Here is a 15,007-nt window from a genome sequence, read left to right on the forward strand (position 1 = left end):
CCATGCTTTCGAGAACTGCTTCCGACCTGTACTGGATGTCGCGCTACCTGGAGCGTGCGGAGAACCTTGCGCGCATGCTCGAGGTCAGCTATTCGCTATCACTGATGCCCCAGGCCGGGCGCAGTGACGGCCATGCCGAGCTGGCCATGTCGCTGCTGGCATCCGGAACGCTGGACGACTACCGCCGCCGGCACACCGAACTCGACACCGAGCGCATGCTGCACTTCTTCGCCCTCGACGCGACCAACCCCAGCAGCATCTATTGCTGCCTGCAGGCGGCCAGGACCAATGCCCACGCAGTGCGTGGCCGCATCACCGCCGACATGTGGGAGAACATCAACGCTACCTGGATCGAGATGCGCAACATTGCCAGCAATGGCCTTGGCCGTTACGGCATCAGCCAGTTCTGCGACTGGGTCAAGGAACGCTCGCATCTGTTCCGCGGTGCAACCTCAGGCACCATCATGCGCAACGACGCATACAGTTTCATCCGCCTGGGGACCTTCCTGGAGCGAGCCGACAACACCCTGCGCCTGCTCGATGCACGCTATGAAATGTTCGGCGAGGCCTCTGAAGAGGTCAGCGATGACTCTGCCCGCGGCTACTACCAATGGAGCGCCTTGCTGCGCGCGTTAACCTCCTACGAAGCCTTCAACGAACTCTATCGCGCCGCGCCCAGTGCACGGCCGGTATCGGAGCTGCTATTGCTGCGGGTCGACGTGCCCCGCTCGCTGCATGCCTGTATCGAGGAACTGGACCAGATCCTTGCCTGCCTGCCGGGCAGCACCGGGCGCGCCGCCCAGCGCATGGCCGCCGAACTCAACGCTCGTCTGCGCTACACCGCGATCGACGAAATCCTCGAAGCGGGGTTGCACCCGTGGCTGAGCGACTTCATCGGACGCATCAACCAACTGGGCCAGGCGGTCCATCACTCCTATCTGGAGGTCGTATGAAACTGTCCATTCGCCACGACACTACGTACAGCTACGCAAGCGATGTCTGCAACAGCATCCAGTTCCTGCGCCTGACACCCCGCAGCAGCGAGCGCCAGCGCATCAATGAATGGCAACTGGACCTGCCCTGCAAGGTCAACGGCCAGATCGACCCGTATGGCAACATCCTGCATGTACTGACCCTGGACAAACCCCACGGTCACCTGGCGCTGACCGCCAGCGGCCAGGTGGAGATCGACCCGGAGCGCGAGCAGGAGGCCGGCGAACATTCTCCCCTGCCATTCCTGCGCGGCAGCCACCTGACCCAGGCCGATGACGCACTCAAGGCCTTCGCCAAGCGACACTGTGGCGAACACCGCGACCGGGCGGCGCTGGTCGGGCTGATGCAAGCCCTGGCCGAGCACATGCCATACAGTCCCGGGGCCACGTCGGTGGGCACCACCGCCATCGAAGCGTTCGGCGGCGCTGCCGGGGTCTGCCAGGACCACACCCATGCATTCCTCGCCTGCGCACGTAGCCTGGGTATTCCGGCACGCTACGTCTCCGGTTACCTGTGCACCGAAGACGAGCAGCATCTGGCCAGCCATGCCTGGGCCGAAGCCTGGGTCGATGACGCCTGGTACAGCTTCGACATCACCAATCGCCTTACCCGGCCAGAGCGTCACCTGAAGCTGGCAGTGGGCCTGGACTACCTCGATGCCTGTCCGGTCAGGGGCGTGCGCCGCGGAGGTGGCGCCGAATCGATGCAGGCCAGCGTGCACGTGCATCGCCAGTGACAGGCGCTGCACCCGTTCATAAAGAAAACAAGGGAAACAGCATGACCTATTGTGTCGCCATGCACCTGGCGGACGGGCTTGTCTTCATCAGCGACTCACGCACCAATGCGGGCATCGACCAGATCGCCAGCTTTGCCAAGTTGTTCGTGTTCGGCGTGCCGGGGGAACGCCTGATCGTGCTGCAGACCGCTGGCAACCTGGCGACCTCGCAATCGGTGGTGAACCTGCTGCAGCAACGCACCCGGGGCCCCGGCCCCAACCTGCTGAACGTTGCCACGCTCTACGATGCGACGGTACTGGTTGCCGACACCCTGCGCGAAGTGGTCGGCCGTGATCGCAGCAAGCTGTCGGCCGGAATCGACCTGAGCAGTTCGTTCATCGTCGGCGGCCAGATTGCCGGCGGCGCCATGGGCATCTACAACGTCTATGCGCAGGGCAATTTCTTCCAGGCCACGCCAGACACCCCGTTCCTGCAACTGGGCGAAAGCAAGTATGGGCGGCCGATTCTGGACCGTAACCTCGGCTACCAGATGCCTCTCGATGAAGCGTTGCGCTGTGGCCTGATCTCGTTCGACTCGACCATTCGCAGCAACCTGTCGGTGGGTATGCCGTTGGACCTGTTGGTATATCACAAGGACAGCCTGGAAACACCGAAACGCCAGCGTATCGCCAGCGACGATGCCTATTACGAGCAGATACGCAGGCAGTGGAGCGACGGGCTCAAAAGACTGTTGGCCGAATTGCCACCGCCGCCGTACTGATTGGCAGGGCCACTGTGGGAGCGGGCATGCCCGTTCCCACAGTGGTCTTGGTCCTACTCCAGCGGAATAGTCAGGCGATCAATGACGGTGCGGGTTTCTGGCCGCACCCCACGCCACCAGGCGAACGCCTCCGCCGCCTGCTCGACCAGCATGCCGACACCATCGGCCAGTCGCGCCACACCCTGCGCCTGGGCCATGCGCAGGAACGGCGTCAGGCCTTTGCCATACGCCAGCTCGTAAGCCAGCAGCGTCTCGCCCAGCACACCCTCAGGCAGCGGCGGCAGCTCACCGGTGAGGCTCGCGGAAGTGGCGTTGACCACGATGTCAAAGGACTGTCCTTCCAGTTCCTCATAACGGCTGATGCGCAGCCTTGGGTGATCCAGCTCGTTGCGCAGTGTGAGCGCCTTGGCCATGTCGCGGTTGGCGAGCACCAGTTCGCTCGGCCCCGCCTGCAGGAACGGCAGCAACGCACCACGCACCGCGCCACCGGCGCCGAGCAACAGTACCCGTCGATTGCCCAGCGGTTCACCGAGGTTTTCCTCGATATCCCGCAACAAGCCAATGCCGTCGAAGTTCTCGGCAACGATACGGCCATCCTCGAACTTCAGTGCATTGGCCGCCCGCGCCAGCTGGGCGGCCTCGCTGCGCTGGTCGGCCAGCTCGAAGGCACGCAACTTGAACGGCGCGGTGATGTTCATGCCCAACCCGCCATCATCGCGAAACTGCAGTACCTGGGCCTCGAAGCCCTCGAGTTCGCCCTCGATGGCGCCGTACTCCAGGCACTGGCCAGTGGCCTGGGCGAACAGGCCATGAATCAACGGGGACTTGGTGTGGTTGATCGGTCGGCCGATCACTGCATAGCGGTCGCTCATCGGGCATCTCCGTGGGTGAACAGCACACCGTCAGCTTGCATGGCGGTGATTTCTTCAGGGCTGAAGCCAAGCCCGGCGGCTACTTCGGCATTGTGCTGGCCGAGGTCCGGGGCCACCTGGTGGATCGTGGTGTCGCAGTCGGAAAAGCGGAACGGCAGGTTGGGCAGGCGCAAGGTACCGTAGCGCGGGTGCTGCTGCTCGATGACCATGTTGCGCGCCTGGATCTGCGGGTCAGCCACGACCTCGTCGATGCGCTGCACCTTGGCGCTGGGAATGTCGATGCCATCGAGCAATTGCAGGATATCGGCTACCCGCCGTGCGCCGACCCAGTCACGCACCACGGCCAGGATCGCCTGGCGATGGGCGTTGCGGCCATTGAGGCTGTGGTAGCGGCTGTCGCTGCCGAAGCCGGGCGGGCCACCGTTGGCCTCGAGCATCGCGGCAAAGCGCTTCCAGGCGTCGTCGACCTGGGCGGCGATCACCAGGTCGCCATCGGCGGCGCGAAACACGCCGTACAGGGTGGAGGTCGGCATGTCATGGCCGGTCTGCTCAGGCAGGACGGTGCCGTCGGACAAGGTGTAGCACTGCACCGCGTATTCATGCATCGACACCAGCGTGTCGTACAGGGCCATGTCGATGTGCTGGCCACGACCACTGCTCACCCGGCCCAGTAGCGCCGCATTGATCGCCGCCACGGCATGGATGCCGGTGTACATGTCGCCCAGGGAAATGCGCAGCAACGGCGGCGCTTCGCCCGGCACGCCGACCATCTGCATGATCCCGCTCTTGGCCTCGGCAATCAGCCCGAAACCGGCGCGGTGGGCATCCGGCCCGGTGTGGCCGTACGCGGAGATGGAGCAGTACACCAGTCGCGGGTTGCGCGCCGACAGCTCGGCATAGCCCAGGCCCAGTTTGTCCAGGGCGCCGGGGCGATAGTTTTCGATGAACACATCGGCCGAGTCGGTCAGGCGTTGCATGAACGCTTTGCCACGCGGGTCCTTCATGTTCACGCTGACGCCCTGCTTGCCCATGTTCAGCTGCAGGAAGTAACCGCTCTGCTGCTCATCCAGGGTGAATGCATGCTGGCGGCCGGCATCGCCGCTGCCCGGCCGTTCGACCTTGATCACCTCGGCGCCCAGTGCTGCCAGGCAGCGGCCCACATAGGGCCCGGCCAGGAAGTGGCTGTAATCGATGACGCGGATACCCGCCAATGGCAATGCCTGGCTCATGCCTGCACTCTCCTGGGCACCATCAGCCGGTGCTCGCCACGCTGCACGACTTCGCCGTGCTGGTTGATCAGTTCCGACGGCAAGACCACGATGCCCCAGCCCGGTCGGCTGTTGCTCGGGCGCATCGCCCCCACGCGCATGCGCACGTGCAGCACATCGTTGACCTTGATCGGCAGCACGAAGTCCCAGGTCCAGCCCAGCGACATGCCCGGCACAAAGCGGTATTCGCACTGGGTCTTCAGGCCGTCGGCGATCGACAGCCCGAACAGGCCATGGGCAACCAGGCAGCCGAAGTGACTCGCGTTGGCGTACGCCTCGTCGACATGCACCGGGGTGTGGTCACCGGTGAGGTCGGCATAGGCCAGAATGCGTTCGCGGGTCACGGTGTAGGTGGGGCTGATGCATTCATCGCCTTCGCGGGCATCGTCCCAGTATTTTTCCACCACGCTCATGCCTTCACCTCCGCACGCGGGTCGATGGCCAATGCCTGGGCGACACACTTCGCCGGCAATGCCTGAATGAACTCCACCGCCAGGCCGTCCGGCAGGCGCAGCCAGTTGCGGCCCTGGGGCATTTCGCTGACGCCGAAACGCTGTGCAGCGGCCAGGGCAGCTTCAAGGTCCTCGCACATGATGCCCAGGTGCGCCATGCGCCCTTCCGGGCCGGCAAAGTCCGGCTGGTGGATGAACTGCAGGCCACCGAGGGTCCAGTACTGCGCCGGCTGCTCGACGTCACCCTGTATCTCGCGCATGGTCATGCCGCACACCTCGCTGAAAAAGCGGATGTGCCACTGGATGTCCCGCACCCAGAACGCAACGTGTTCCAGGTAGGCTTTCGGCTGACTCATGGATGACTCCCCTTCTGCTGATCGGCCATTGCGCGTTCGATACCCTTGATGCAGGCCACCAGGGTCGCGTTGACCGGCGTCGCCACGCCGTGGCGCTGGCCCCAGCGCACGACGGAGCCGTTGATGAAATCGATCTCGGTGACCGAGCCCTTCTCCAGGCTCTGTAGCATCGAGGTACGGAAGCTTGCCGGCAGGCCTTCGGCGGCCAGCCGCCAGGCAGCATCCGGGCTGGTGAGGCTCAGGTGGATGCCTGCTTGCCCAGCGACGGCGATGGCTTCAGCCACCGCTGCCTTGGCGGTGCTTTCCAGCAGCGGCTCGCTGTAGAGCTGGCCATAACCGAGCCTGGTGATAGCGCTGAGCGCGCCCGTCGCGACGTTGACCAGCAGCTTGTCCCACATGGTGCCAAGGATGTTGTCGCTGACCGTGGTCGCGAGCCCGGCGCTGTTGAAGACCTCGGCAATGGCCTGCACACGGGGCGTCAGCTTGCCGTCGAGTTCGCCGATGAAGGTCTGCTTGCCTGCTACACCGGCCCGGATCGAACCCGGCGCCAGCAATACGCCGCCGACGTAGGTCTTGCCGGCCAGCACCCGCTCACGCCCCACCACTTCGGCCAGGATGTCTTCATGGCCAAGGCCATTCTGCAGTGACAGCACCAGCGTCTGCGGCCCGATCAGCGCCCCGGCACCGTCAATCGCCTCGCGGGTGTGGAACGATTTGACCAGCACCACCACCAGGTCGGCCACACCCACGTCTTCGGCGTCGCAGGCCGCATTGACCCGCACCTGCCGCTCGCCGCGTTCGTCCTGCACCCGCAGCCCGTGCACGTTCATCGCCTCGACATGTGCGCGGCCACGGTTCAACAGCCAGGTTTCATGCCCCGCCTCGCTCAAGGCCGCGCCTATGGCGCAACCCAGGGCGCCGGCACCCAGAATGCAGATTTTCACGTCGCAGACCTCCTGTTGTTTGCGACTACCTTATGCAGCGAGGCTTATTTCGGCTATACAATGGGCTTAATATGCCTATTGAGATTCGCAATAATGAGCGCGCTCGACGCCTTGCCTGACCCCAAGCTGCTGCAGCTGTTCGATGTGCTGTACCAGTGCCGCAGCGTGACCCGTAGCGCTGAACAGCTCGGCCAGAGCCAACCTACTGTGAGCATCTGGCTGGGGCGCTTGCGTGAAGAGTTGAACGACCCGCTGTTCGTACGCACGCCAGGGGGCATGGCCCCTACCCCGCGCGCAGACCAGTTGATCGGGCCATGCCGCGAGGTGCTGGAGTCGCTGCGGCGCCTGACCGCCTGGGAGCCGCAATTCGTTCCGGCCACGGCGCAACGGCGCTTTCGCCTGTGCGTCAGTGATGCCAGCCATATCACCCTGCTGCCCAGCATCCTCAACCACCTGCGTACCCACGCGCCCGGTATTCGCCTGGAGGCGGCGCGCATCGATGGCAATACCGAAAGTGCGCTGGAGTCGGGCGAGGCGGACCTGGCCATCGGCTTTGTGCCTTGGCTGGGCGCGGGGATGTATCAGCAGGTGTTGTTCGAGCAGGACTGGGTCTGCCTGAGCAACCCACAACACCCTCGTTTGGGCCAAGGCATGAGCGTGGCGCATTACCAGGCCGAGGGGCATGTACAGATCAGTGCCGGGACCGGGCAGAAGCTGCTGGAGGCTGGCCTGGCGCGGGCCGGCATCGAACGCAGGATAATACTGGAGCTGCCGGCATTTCTGGGGTTGGGGATGATCATCGGGTCGACCGACCTGGTGGCGACGCTGCCACGGCACATCGGACAGACCCTTGCCGACATGCATGGTTTGCAGGTGCACGATTGCCCGTTTCCAGTGGAGGGCTTCACGGTCAAGCAGCACTGGCACGCACGGTACCAGCAGGACAGCGGGAATCGCTGGATGAGGGAGGTGGTTCGGGCATTGTTTCAGACAGGGTGTGGTTAGAAGACGAACGCGTCCCTCGCCAAGCTTCCTTCCCTGGAGGCATCGGTATACGGATCAAGCAGCAGGCTTGAGCACCACCTTCGTCCAGCCATCATCCCGCGCATCAAAGTGCTTGTAGGCGTCGGGGCCTTCAGCAAGCGTCAAACGATGGGAAATGATCCGGGAAGGCGTGGTGCGCCCGTGATGAATGAGCTGCGCCAGGCGGCGGTTGCAGGCTTCACGTTCGCCTGGCCCGTGCGGATGGATTGGCCCTTGAACCAGAACGCACCGAAATCGAAGGCCATCTTGCCCTGCTTCGCCAGGTCGTTCTTCGCCCCCGGATCGTCTGGCACGAACACACCCACGGCGTCGATGCCACCGGTGGCCTTGGTTGAGGCAACCAGGGACGCGGAGGCCGCTTTCGACCCATTGCTGCCGCTCGTGGAGGACAGCTATCGGCCAAAAGCGGTCGTTCAGTGCCTGTGAAATCAAAAGCGATTCAAAATGATTGCGCGCGCGGGCGCGATGGCTGATATGTTTTCCGCACATCAGGTCGCACCCAACCGACGCTGGCCTCATCAAGGAAGATAAGCCAATGAAAACAGTATTCGGCTTCTTGCTCTATGTCTGCCTGAACATATCCGCATTCGCAGGCTACAAAACCATCGGCTTCCAGGTCTCGACGTTGCCGGGCGCGCAAAATGGCCGCCCGCTGGAGCTGGCAGTCTGGTACCCGAGCACAACCACCGCTACACCACAATTGATCGCTGAGACCCAGGTATTCGCCGGTGCCCTCGCCGTCCGCGATGCACCCCCGGCCACAGGTGCGCTTCCATTGGTGGTACTTTCCCACGGCTTTCGCGGCAACTGGGGGAACCAGTCATGGTTAGCCAGTCCACTGGCTCACCAGGGCTACATCGTGGCGGCAGTCAACCACCCTGGCACCACCACCCACGATCGCCGCACTGAAGCCGCGGCACAGTTGTGGCAGCGCCCCATCGACTTGCAACGGGCCATCGATGCAGTCATGGCCCAGCCGGATCAGTTTGGACGGGTAGCCAAGCGTCAGATCGCAGTGGCTGGCCATTCACTGGGTGGCTGGACCGCGCTGGAAATCGCGGGTGCCCGTTTCGATCCCAAGCGTTTCGTCCAGGACTGCATCACCCATCCCAAGCTATCCAGTTGCAGCGTTTACAAGCAGATCAATCCCGATCGCGCACCGGCTTCGAAAGCTCGACTGGGCAGCGATCTGCGCGACAAACGTGTCACTGCCATTGTTACCCTGGATCTGGGCCTTTCACGCGGCCTGACCGATGAAAGCCTGATGGCGTTGCCAGTACCGACTCTGGTGATCGCGGCGGGCGCAGCGTCTGAAGATCTCCCTGCACAGCTGGAATCCGCCGCCCTGGCCAAGCGTTTGCCTCCGGCGACGACTCGTTATGTCGAGATCGAGGACGCCAGCCACTTCAGCTTCCTGTCCATGTGCAAACCTGGCGCCACGGCATTGCTTGAAGAAGATGCACCTGGCGATGGCATCATTTGCCAGGACGGCGTTAACGCACGACCGCGCGCGCTGATACAGGCGCAGATTGCCTCGCTGATTACCGAGTTTCTGGAACAATCCTTTCGCCACTGACAAGCGCTAATTCCGTTGATGGTAGGAATGTCAGATGAATATCTCGAATGGGTTGCTAAAGAGTAAGCAGCCAGCGTACACACCTTGCACGGATCAATCAGGCATCCACAGATGCGCAAGCAGTTGCTAGATATCTCTGGCTCACTGCGTCAGCACATCATTCAGATACGCGCATGGCTGATGACCATTCAGCCGCGCAGAAGCCGAGATCTGGGGACACTCGAACGTATCCGCTACAGGGAAACTGCCACCTCCCCGTCCGCTTGGCCATCCACCAAAGCCTGGATCTCTGCGAAAATATCTGAAGCCAGGCTGGCCGGGACGCCCCAATAATCAAAGATCCCGCCCTCATCTCGATTCTGGCCACAGGTCACAAAAACGCCGGTCCCAAACTTCTGCTTCAGGCGCATTGCCAACCAGCCAACGAAACCGCTGTTGTCGGAGCCTTGCGGAAAATGGAATCGGCAGACGCCGAACAGCTCTTGCTCGACGTCGGCACAGGGGACCAGTTGACTCCACACCTGGTCATCTCGTACGAGCGCCAGTGCATCAGGGCGAGCGGCATCAGGAAACGATGACAACGGAAACTCGAGAAAGGCGTAGGTGCCGGGGAAGAGCCTCAAATGGGCTTGGGTAATGACGTGCAACAATCGACGCTCCGTATCCTGGACTGTTTCATGGGAAATGTTCACCATTTCAGACTCTCCGTTCAGTAAAGCGCGCAGCGCTTCTTTTTTATTGACCGAGGCGATACTAAGCACGAAGATCTTCAAGATAAATGCTCAAAAATCAATAACATTAACAACCAAAGATTGTAGATATGGATAAGCTAAAAAGCATGGCGGCGTTCGTAGCAGCAGCCGAGTCAGACTCCTTCTCGGCAGCAGCTGCCGTGTTAGGCGTGACGCCGCAGCTGATTGCCAAACAGGTCAGCAATCTGGAATCTGAGCTAGGTCTTAAATTGATCACCCGCACCACGCGCCGACAAAGCCTGACCGCCGTGGGCAGGGACTATTACTTGCGCTGCAAGGCTATCCTGAGCGACGTTGAAGACGCCGATCAGCTGGCGCTGTCAGCAAACTCGACTCCGCGCGGAAAAATCCGTATCAGCGCCCCCTATAATTATGGTTCTCATCGACTCATCCCGTTCCTGACCCAATACCTAACGCGTTACCCAGAAACGGAAATCGAGTTGGAGTTGACTGACAGGTTCGTGAATGTCGTAGAAGAGGGATTCGAAGTCGTGTTTCGGCTTGGCAAACCCCAACTGGCCGACAGCGCGGCATTGGTTCAGCGCGGCTTGAGACCTTTCAGGATGTTTGCTTGCGCATCTCCCGCTTATCTGTCACGAAAAGGGACCCCACTCCATCCCGAACAACTCGTGGACCATGATTGTCTCGGCTATCTGTTCTCCGATCGAATGACGGACAAACTCTGGCGATTCACCAAAAACATGCAGACGTTCACGGTCCCCATTGCAAGTCGACTGAAAGTCAATAACACCCAGGCCAAGGTGAACGCCGCATTGTCGGATTTCGGCATCACGCTGTGTGTCGAGGATGTACTGATGCCCTATGTGCAACGGGGGGAGCTGGTCGTACTCTTCGAGGAATTCGAAGGACCCACGTATCCCGTCAATCTGATCTACCCCCTCGACCGTCGCCCCTCCGCAAAGCTCAGGCACTTCATAGACGAAGTTGTTGCTGCATTGGGTTCGCCGCAGGCTTAGCAGGTTCCGGCCCTGGGTGAATGGCAGCTAATCGCCCCTCTGTCTGGCTCGAACCGCCGGGAAACCACGAGTCGAGCGCCACAGGCGCACTCTCCCGAGCCATCGATTCCCAGTAGTGCCGATTGCCGTTGGATTTGCGGGCGTCGATACTGGATTGAAACCGATGGCTCCGGTTCAGCACGAAGCGCGCGAACGTCAGAAGTTGTACTTGAAACCCGTCATGATGTTTCTTGGAGCACCGTACATACCGTGGTCGCCGGCATAGCTGAGGTATTCACGGTCGAACACGTTGTTCAGATTGACTGACGCACTCAGATGCTTGTTGAAGTCGTAGCGAGCCAGGAGGTTGGTGACGGCATAGCTACCCTGAGTGAAGGTGTGCAGGTCGGCACCGGTTTTGCTCTGCCAGTTCACACCGCCGCCAAGGGTGAGCTTGTCCAGAATCCCCGGCAGGCGATAGCTGGTGAAGGTCTTGAGACTGTGGCGAGGCAGGGTGGTAACGATACGCTGGTCGTCAGCGTCGGTGCTGACTGCATAGGCATAACCGGCAGATGCCTGCCAGCCTTCGGCCAGCTCTCCGTCCAGGGTGAATTCAGCGCCTTTGGTAGTGGTTCCCTGCTCCGACTTATACGTGTTACCGCCTGGGGTATCGATCCAGATCGCCAGGTTGTCCTGCTCGATCTTGAACAGCGCGACGCTGGAGTTCAGCTTGCCGTCGAAGTGGCTTCCCTTGACGCCAACTTCATACCCGGTGCCCTCCATCGGATCCAGTGGTTTGTTGTCGATGTCGCGAACCCAGGACGACTGTGGGTTGAAGATTTTCGTATAACTGGCATACAGCGACCACGTATCGTTGACGTCATACACCACGCCAGCATACGGGATGTAGACGCCGGTTTCCGCCTCCTTGGTCTTGGTTTGCTCGGCGTTGTAGGGTTTATCCTCGATGTCACGATGCCAATCGATCACGCGGCTACCCAGCAAGACACTGAGATCGTCGGTGGCGTGCAGGCGCGTGGCGAGATAAGCGGCGTATTGGGTTTCGTCGGCAGTGGATTTGCCAGTGACGTCGAATTCCGGTTTGGCCGAGCCGCCGTTCCAGTTCAACAGGTTATCGATCGCGCCAGCCGGAGAGCCGGAATAGTCGTATTTCCAGCCGCCGTAGCTTGGCACGTCCTCGTAGTAGTTGGACAAGGTCACGCCGGCGATCAATTCGTGCTCGCGGCCCAACAGACCGAACGGGCCGGTCAGGTAGGCATCGATGTTGTTCTGGCGCGGGATGCCGGAGAAGCGCACTGGCAACTGAGTGGTGCCGCTTCCGTCCGGGTTGAGGCTGCCGTTGACGTAGTTGAAGACTTCATCAAACTTGTTTTCGGAGTGGGTCAGCTCGATCTTTCCGCTCCAGCCATTGGCGAACTGCTGTTCGATCGAGGTGAAAAAACTGGTTTGCTCATGGTCGTTGTAAGACCACGTTTGAGCCGAATTGAGCGAGCGTTTGAGGTTGGTGCGAGACCCGTCGGTGAAGCGGGTCGGCAGGCCGGAGCGCATGGGCGAGTCAACGTCTGTGCGTTGATAACTGAAGCCCATTGTCAGCAGAGTGTCTTCAGTCAGGTCGAACTCGGTAATGCCGTAGATCAGCTGCGAGTCCTGCTTGTAGCGGTCTACCCATGACTGCTCTGTCTTGAAGTCGGCGACCAGACGACCGCGTACGTTGCCGGTTTCGGTCAGCGGGCCAGATACATCAAAGCCAGTTCCGTAGCGGTCCCAGTTACCAGCTTCTGCGGTGACGCTGGCCTGAGCCTCGGAGGTCGGACGCTTGCGGATCAGGTTGATCGTCGCTGAAGGGCTGCCCAGGCCGCTGATCAGGCCGGTAGCACCGCGCACCACCTCCACCCGGTCATACATGGCCATGCTCTGGGTGTAATTGTCCATGCGCTTGACGGTAGGCACACCATCGATTTCAAAGTTCTGAACCTCGAAGCCGCGCGAGAAGTAACCATCGGATTCGGCACCCAGCCCGTCGCGCAACACGATGATGCCCGGTGTGGCATCGAGGGTATCGCTTAGATTGGTCAGGCGCTGGTCATCCAGGCGCTGGCGGGTCATGACGGTCAGCGACTGCGGGGTCTCTTTGGGGGTCAGGTTCAGACGGGTGGAACTGCTGGATGAGTAGGTGGTGTAAAGCCCGGTACCTTCTGTAGTAGACCCGGGCGCTTTGCCCGAAATTGAAATGCTTTGAAGCTCCAGCGCGGTAGAAGCCGGCGCTCGCTGGAGGGTGTATCGCCCATCCGGCTGGCGCACCGCTATGAGCTGGCTGCCCTCAAGCAGCGCCTGTAGCGCACCGTCGACCGTGTAATCACCCTTCAAGCCAGGGCTGTTTTGTCCGGCAATCAATTCATTGGGAAACGACAACAACAAATGGGCTTGCTGGCCCAGGTGATTGAGCGCAGTGCCCAGTGGCGCAGCAGGGATTTCATAGTGTTGCACGCTGCTATCGGCGGCTGCCCACACTGGCGATGAACTGGCAATCAGAACCGCCGCGGCGCAACCCAGGGTGCTGGCGAGCGGGGTTGCGTAGCACGACGAAATACTGCGGTGATGCATGTGAAGTTCCCCGATGTCTTTTGATGTATGGCCTATAAGTCTCGCCAGAAATCAAAACGGCTCATCGAAGACGAAAATAGTTCAAACGGTTGCCGGCAAGGCGCGCAAGTTGACCCATAGGCGAGTGAAACGCTGGACATCCAGTTTCAGCGTCTGGGCAACGGCATCGATGATTCGATCGCTGTCTGCCAGCGGGTAGGATCCCCATACACGCAGGTTGGCCAATGCGGGGTCGCACCCGAGATGCCCATGACGATACCGACCCAGTTCATCCAGGAAAGCCTGGAGCGGTTGGCCGTTGGCGACGATCATGCCTTCTGCCCAGGCCGGAGCGTTTGCTTGCAGTGCATCCTGATCGAGCAGGCCGAGCGCCCCGAAACGAGCCAGTTGCCCGGCCTGCAAGGAAGTCCACGTGCTCGCTTTTGCCGGGCTTACCTGAAGTGAGCCACGATAGACCGCCAACTGAGTCGAGCCATTGTCAAATTGGCGTACCGTGAAGCGCGCCGAGGTCGCCTGTGCGCGAATCTGAGTGGCTTCGATGGAGAGTGCCTGGTTCAAAACCGTGTCGACCAGGATCTCGCCGCTGAGTAATCGAAGGTGCCAGCGATGATCTGTATGACGAACATTTATCGCGCTGCGGGTATTGAGATCAAACGACAGATTGGCGTTCAGCGCGACGCGTCGCTGCTCTCCAACACCCGTGACGTAATCGGCGCTCAAGCGCGAAACCACTTCGCTGCCTCCGGCCAACCATGCACCCGCGCTTGTGGTCAGCAGCAAGGCCAGGCCCTTGATGGCCCGTCGTCTGCTCAACCCTTCCTGAGAAGAAAGCAACAGGGCCTGTCGGGCAAGGTTTGGATCGCCCTGGGTACGCAATGAGTCTAGCTGCGCAGCCAGGGCCAAGGCCCTTTCCCAGGCCAGCTCATGCAAGGGGTGTTCACTACGCCATGCCATGAAGGCGGCCTGTGCGGGTGAATCAAAATTAGCTTCCTGCATATCGAGCCACCATGCCATCGCCTCCTCACACATTTTCGGTGATGGCGCGGGTTCTCGGGTAAAGGCGTTTTCGGTGATCGTCATTCCAGCGCTTCCGTCACCAGCATGCACTGCGCACCTGCCTTGATGATGTGGCGTTTGACGGTAGCGATTGAAATACCCAGCCGCTCGGCAATTTCCCCATGGCTGAGCCCATCCAGTTGCGACCAGAGGAATGCCTTTTTGACGGCGATATCCAACTTACAGAGTGCTTCGTCGAGTCGAACCAGCGTCTCGAAAATAATCAATTGGGTCGCCAGATCCGGCAGCACGTTTTCGTCTTCCGTCTGGATCGCATCCAGATAGGCTTTTTCCAGGCGTGTGCGGCGGTAGTGGTTTGACAGGACACTGCGTGCCACCTTCGCCAGAAACGGTCGAGGCTGCCGGACTTCCAACGCCTCTTTGCTGAGCAACAGGCGCATGAAGGTGTCCTGCATCAAATCAGCGGCGCGGTGTGAGCAGCTCAATTGCCGATACAGCCAGCGACGCAGCCAGCGGTGTTGCTGTTCGTAAAGAGCCGTGAGCTGAGCACTGTCGACGGATGCCATGAGTTGCCACTGAATCGATGCAAATGAGACTTAGTATCATATGCAACTATTGGGTTGTCGACAAGGACGCAGAATGTCTGCTTAGGGTC

General features: G+C 60.9%; 15 protein-coding genes and 1 pseudogene. 6 read left to right on the forward strand and 10 right to left on the reverse strand.

Annotated elements, in window-relative coordinates; translation table 11 throughout:
* Positions 1–2: 2 nt before the first annotated feature.
* Genes J5M71_RS04365 through J5M71_RS04375 form a run of 3 tightly spaced genes read left to right on the forward strand, consistent with a single transcriptional unit; the run spans position 3 to position 2,490 of the window.
* The gene (locus J5M71_RS04365) at positions 3–953 is read left to right on the forward strand and encodes an alpha-E domain-containing protein (protein ID WP_063913495.1); all 951 of its coding nucleotides are present in this window, start codon (positions 3–5) and stop codon (positions 951–953) included.
* Complete coding sequence (locus J5M71_RS04370; protein ID WP_063913496.1) at positions 950–1,729, forward strand: transglutaminase family protein; 780 nt, start codon at positions 950–952, stop codon at positions 1,727–1,729. Before J5M71_RS04365 ends, J5M71_RS04370 begins: the two co-directional genes overlap by 4 nt.
* 41 nt (positions 1,730–1,770) lie before the next feature.
* On the forward strand, positions 1,771–2,490 hold the full coding sequence (locus J5M71_RS04375) for a proteasome-type protease (RefSeq protein ID WP_207830172.1): 720 nt from the start codon (positions 1,771–1,773) through the stop codon (positions 2,488–2,490).
* A 53-nt stretch (positions 2,491–2,543) separates the two neighbouring features.
* Here the strand turns inward: J5M71_RS04375 and aroE are convergent, their stop codons facing one another.
* The 5 genes from aroE to J5M71_RS04400 are packed head-to-tail and all read right to left on the reverse strand — an operon-like array spanning position 2,544 to position 6,382.
* Positions 2,544–3,362, reverse strand: coding sequence for a shikimate dehydrogenase (gene aroE / locus J5M71_RS04380; RefSeq protein WP_207830174.1), 819 nt, complete (start codon positions 3,360–3,362; stop codon positions 2,544–2,546).
* Positions 3,359–4,591 carry a CoA transferase gene (locus tag J5M71_RS04385; protein WP_063913499.1) on the reverse strand — a complete coding sequence of 411 codons (1,233 nt, stop codon included), beginning with the start codon at positions 4,589–4,591 and terminating at the stop codon, positions 3,359–3,361. The genes aroE and J5M71_RS04385 overlap by 4 nt, the downstream gene beginning before the upstream one ends.
* Positions 4,588–5,043, reverse strand: coding sequence for a MaoC family dehydratase (locus J5M71_RS04390; protein WP_063913500.1), 456 nt, complete (start codon positions 5,041–5,043; stop codon positions 4,588–4,590). The genes J5M71_RS04385 and J5M71_RS04390 overlap by 4 nt, the downstream gene beginning before the upstream one ends.
* Positions 5,040–5,438: a glyoxalase gene (locus J5M71_RS04395; RefSeq protein WP_085622481.1), complete on the reverse strand. Its 399-nt coding sequence runs from the start codon at positions 5,436–5,438 to the stop codon at positions 5,040–5,042. The genes J5M71_RS04390 and J5M71_RS04395 overlap by 4 nt, the downstream gene beginning before the upstream one ends.
* Positions 5,435–6,382 carry a ketopantoate reductase family protein gene (locus tag J5M71_RS04400; RefSeq protein WP_207830176.1) on the reverse strand — a complete coding sequence of 316 codons (948 nt, stop codon included), beginning with the start codon at positions 6,380–6,382 and terminating at the stop codon, positions 5,435–5,437. Before J5M71_RS04400 ends, J5M71_RS04395 begins: the two co-directional genes overlap by 4 nt.
* A 93-nt stretch (positions 6,383–6,475) precedes the next feature.
* On the opposite strand from J5M71_RS04400, the gene J5M71_RS04405 reads away from it, so the two are divergent.
* Positions 6,476–7,387 (forward strand): LysR family transcriptional regulator, encoded by a 912-nt coding sequence (locus J5M71_RS04405; protein ID WP_207830179.1) that lies wholly within the window; start codon positions 6,476–6,478, stop codon positions 7,385–7,387.
* Between the two features lie 54 nt (positions 7,388–7,441).
* Here J5M71_RS04405 and J5M71_RS04410 read toward each other — a convergent pair.
* Positions 7,442–7,773, reverse strand: a pseudogene (locus J5M71_RS04410) (aldehyde dehydrogenase); the annotation flags it as partial.
* A 188-nt stretch (positions 7,774–7,961) separates the two neighbouring features.
* On the opposite strand from J5M71_RS04410, the gene J5M71_RS04415 reads away from it, so the two are divergent.
* On the forward strand, positions 7,962–9,002 hold the full coding sequence (locus tag J5M71_RS04415; RefSeq protein WP_207830182.1) for an alpha/beta fold hydrolase: 1,041 nt from the start codon (positions 7,962–7,964) through the stop codon (positions 9,000–9,002).
* A gap of 233 nt (positions 9,003–9,235) precedes the next feature.
* On the opposite strand, the gene J5M71_RS04420 is transcribed toward J5M71_RS04415, so the two are convergent.
* Positions 9,236–9,775, reverse strand: a complete 540-nt coding sequence (locus J5M71_RS04420) for a DUF6196 family protein (RefSeq protein ID WP_241106599.1) — start codon at positions 9,773–9,775, stop codon at positions 9,236–9,238.
* A 47-nt stretch (positions 9,776–9,822) separates the two neighbouring features.
* Here J5M71_RS04420 and J5M71_RS04425 point away from each other — a divergent pair, with 47 nt between their 5' ends.
* Positions 9,823–10,731, forward strand: coding sequence for a LysR family transcriptional regulator (locus J5M71_RS04425; RefSeq protein ID WP_207830185.1), 909 nt, complete (start codon positions 9,823–9,825; stop codon positions 10,729–10,731).
* Between the two features lie 195 nt (positions 10,732–10,926).
* Here the strand turns inward: J5M71_RS04425 and J5M71_RS04430 are convergent, their stop codons facing one another.
* The 3 genes from J5M71_RS04430 to J5M71_RS04440 all read right to left on the reverse strand — a co-directional run bounded on the left by J5M71_RS04430 (position 10,927) and on the right by J5M71_RS04440 (position 14,918).
* Positions 10,927–13,335, reverse strand: a complete 2,409-nt coding sequence (locus J5M71_RS04430) for a TonB-dependent receptor (protein WP_207830188.1) — start codon at positions 13,333–13,335, stop codon at positions 10,927–10,929.
* 81 nt (positions 13,336–13,416) lie between these two features.
* On the reverse strand, positions 13,417–14,415 hold the full coding sequence (locus J5M71_RS04435; protein WP_207830191.1) for a FecR domain-containing protein: 999 nt from the start codon (positions 14,413–14,415) through the stop codon (positions 13,417–13,419).
* A complete protein-coding gene (locus tag J5M71_RS04440; protein WP_207830195.1) occupies positions 14,412–14,918 on the reverse strand; it encodes a sigma-70 family RNA polymerase sigma factor in 507 nt (168 codons plus the stop codon). The genes J5M71_RS04435 and J5M71_RS04440 overlap by 4 nt, the downstream gene beginning before the upstream one ends.
* Between the last annotated feature and the right edge of the window lie 89 nt (positions 14,919–15,007).

The organism is Pseudomonas sp. 43(2021), from assembly GCF_017490805.1.
GTDB lineage: Bacteria > Pseudomonadota > Gammaproteobacteria > Pseudomonadales > Pseudomonadaceae > Aquipseudomonas.

What these genes read in the sequence shown, in the direction of transcription:
- J5M71_RS04375 (WP_207830172.1), top strand. Translation starts at nt 1,771, where the DNA reads ATGACCTATTGTGTCGCCATGCACCTGGCGGACGGGCTTGTCTTCATC.
- J5M71_RS04370 (WP_063913496.1), top strand. Translation starts at nt 950, where the DNA reads ATGAAACTGTCCATTCGCCACGACACTACGTACAGCTACGCAAGCGAT.
- J5M71_RS04385 (WP_063913499.1), bottom strand. Translation starts at nt 4,591, where the DNA reads ATGAGCCAGGCATTGCCATTGGCGGGTATCCGCGTCATCGATTACAGC.
- J5M71_RS04365 (WP_063913495.1), top strand. Translation starts at nt 3, where the DNA reads ATGCTTTCGAGAACTGCTTCCGACCTGTACTGGATGTCGCGCTACCTG.
- J5M71_RS04395 (WP_085622481.1), bottom strand. Translation starts at nt 5,438, where the DNA reads ATGAGTCAGCCGAAAGCCTACCTGGAACACGTTGCGTTCTGGGTGCGG.
- J5M71_RS04430 (WP_207830188.1), bottom strand. Translation starts at nt 13,335, where the DNA reads ATGCATCACCGCAGTATTTCGTCGTGCTACGCAACCCCGCTCGCCAGC.
- aroE (WP_207830174.1), bottom strand. Translation starts at nt 3,362, where the DNA reads ATGAGCGACCGCTATGCAGTGATCGGCCGACCGATCAACCACACCAAG.
- J5M71_RS04425 (WP_207830185.1), top strand. Translation starts at nt 9,823, where the DNA reads ATGGATAAGCTAAAAAGCATGGCGGCGTTCGTAGCAGCAGCCGAGTCA.
- J5M71_RS04415 (WP_207830182.1), top strand. Translation starts at nt 7,962, where the DNA reads ATGAAAACAGTATTCGGCTTCTTGCTCTATGTCTGCCTGAACATATCC.
- J5M71_RS04440 (WP_207830195.1), bottom strand. Translation starts at nt 14,918, where the DNA reads ATGGCATCCGTCGACAGTGCTCAGCTCACGGCTCTTTACGAACAGCAA.
- J5M71_RS04390 (WP_063913500.1), bottom strand. Translation starts at nt 5,043, where the DNA reads ATGAGCGTGGTGGAAAAATACTGGGACGATGCCCGCGAAGGCGATGAA.
- J5M71_RS04405 (WP_207830179.1), top strand. Translation starts at nt 6,476, where the DNA reads ATGAGCGCGCTCGACGCCTTGCCTGACCCCAAGCTGCTGCAGCTGTTC.
- J5M71_RS04435 (WP_207830191.1), bottom strand. Translation starts at nt 14,415, where the DNA reads ATGACGATCACCGAAAACGCCTTTACCCGAGAACCCGCGCCATCACCG.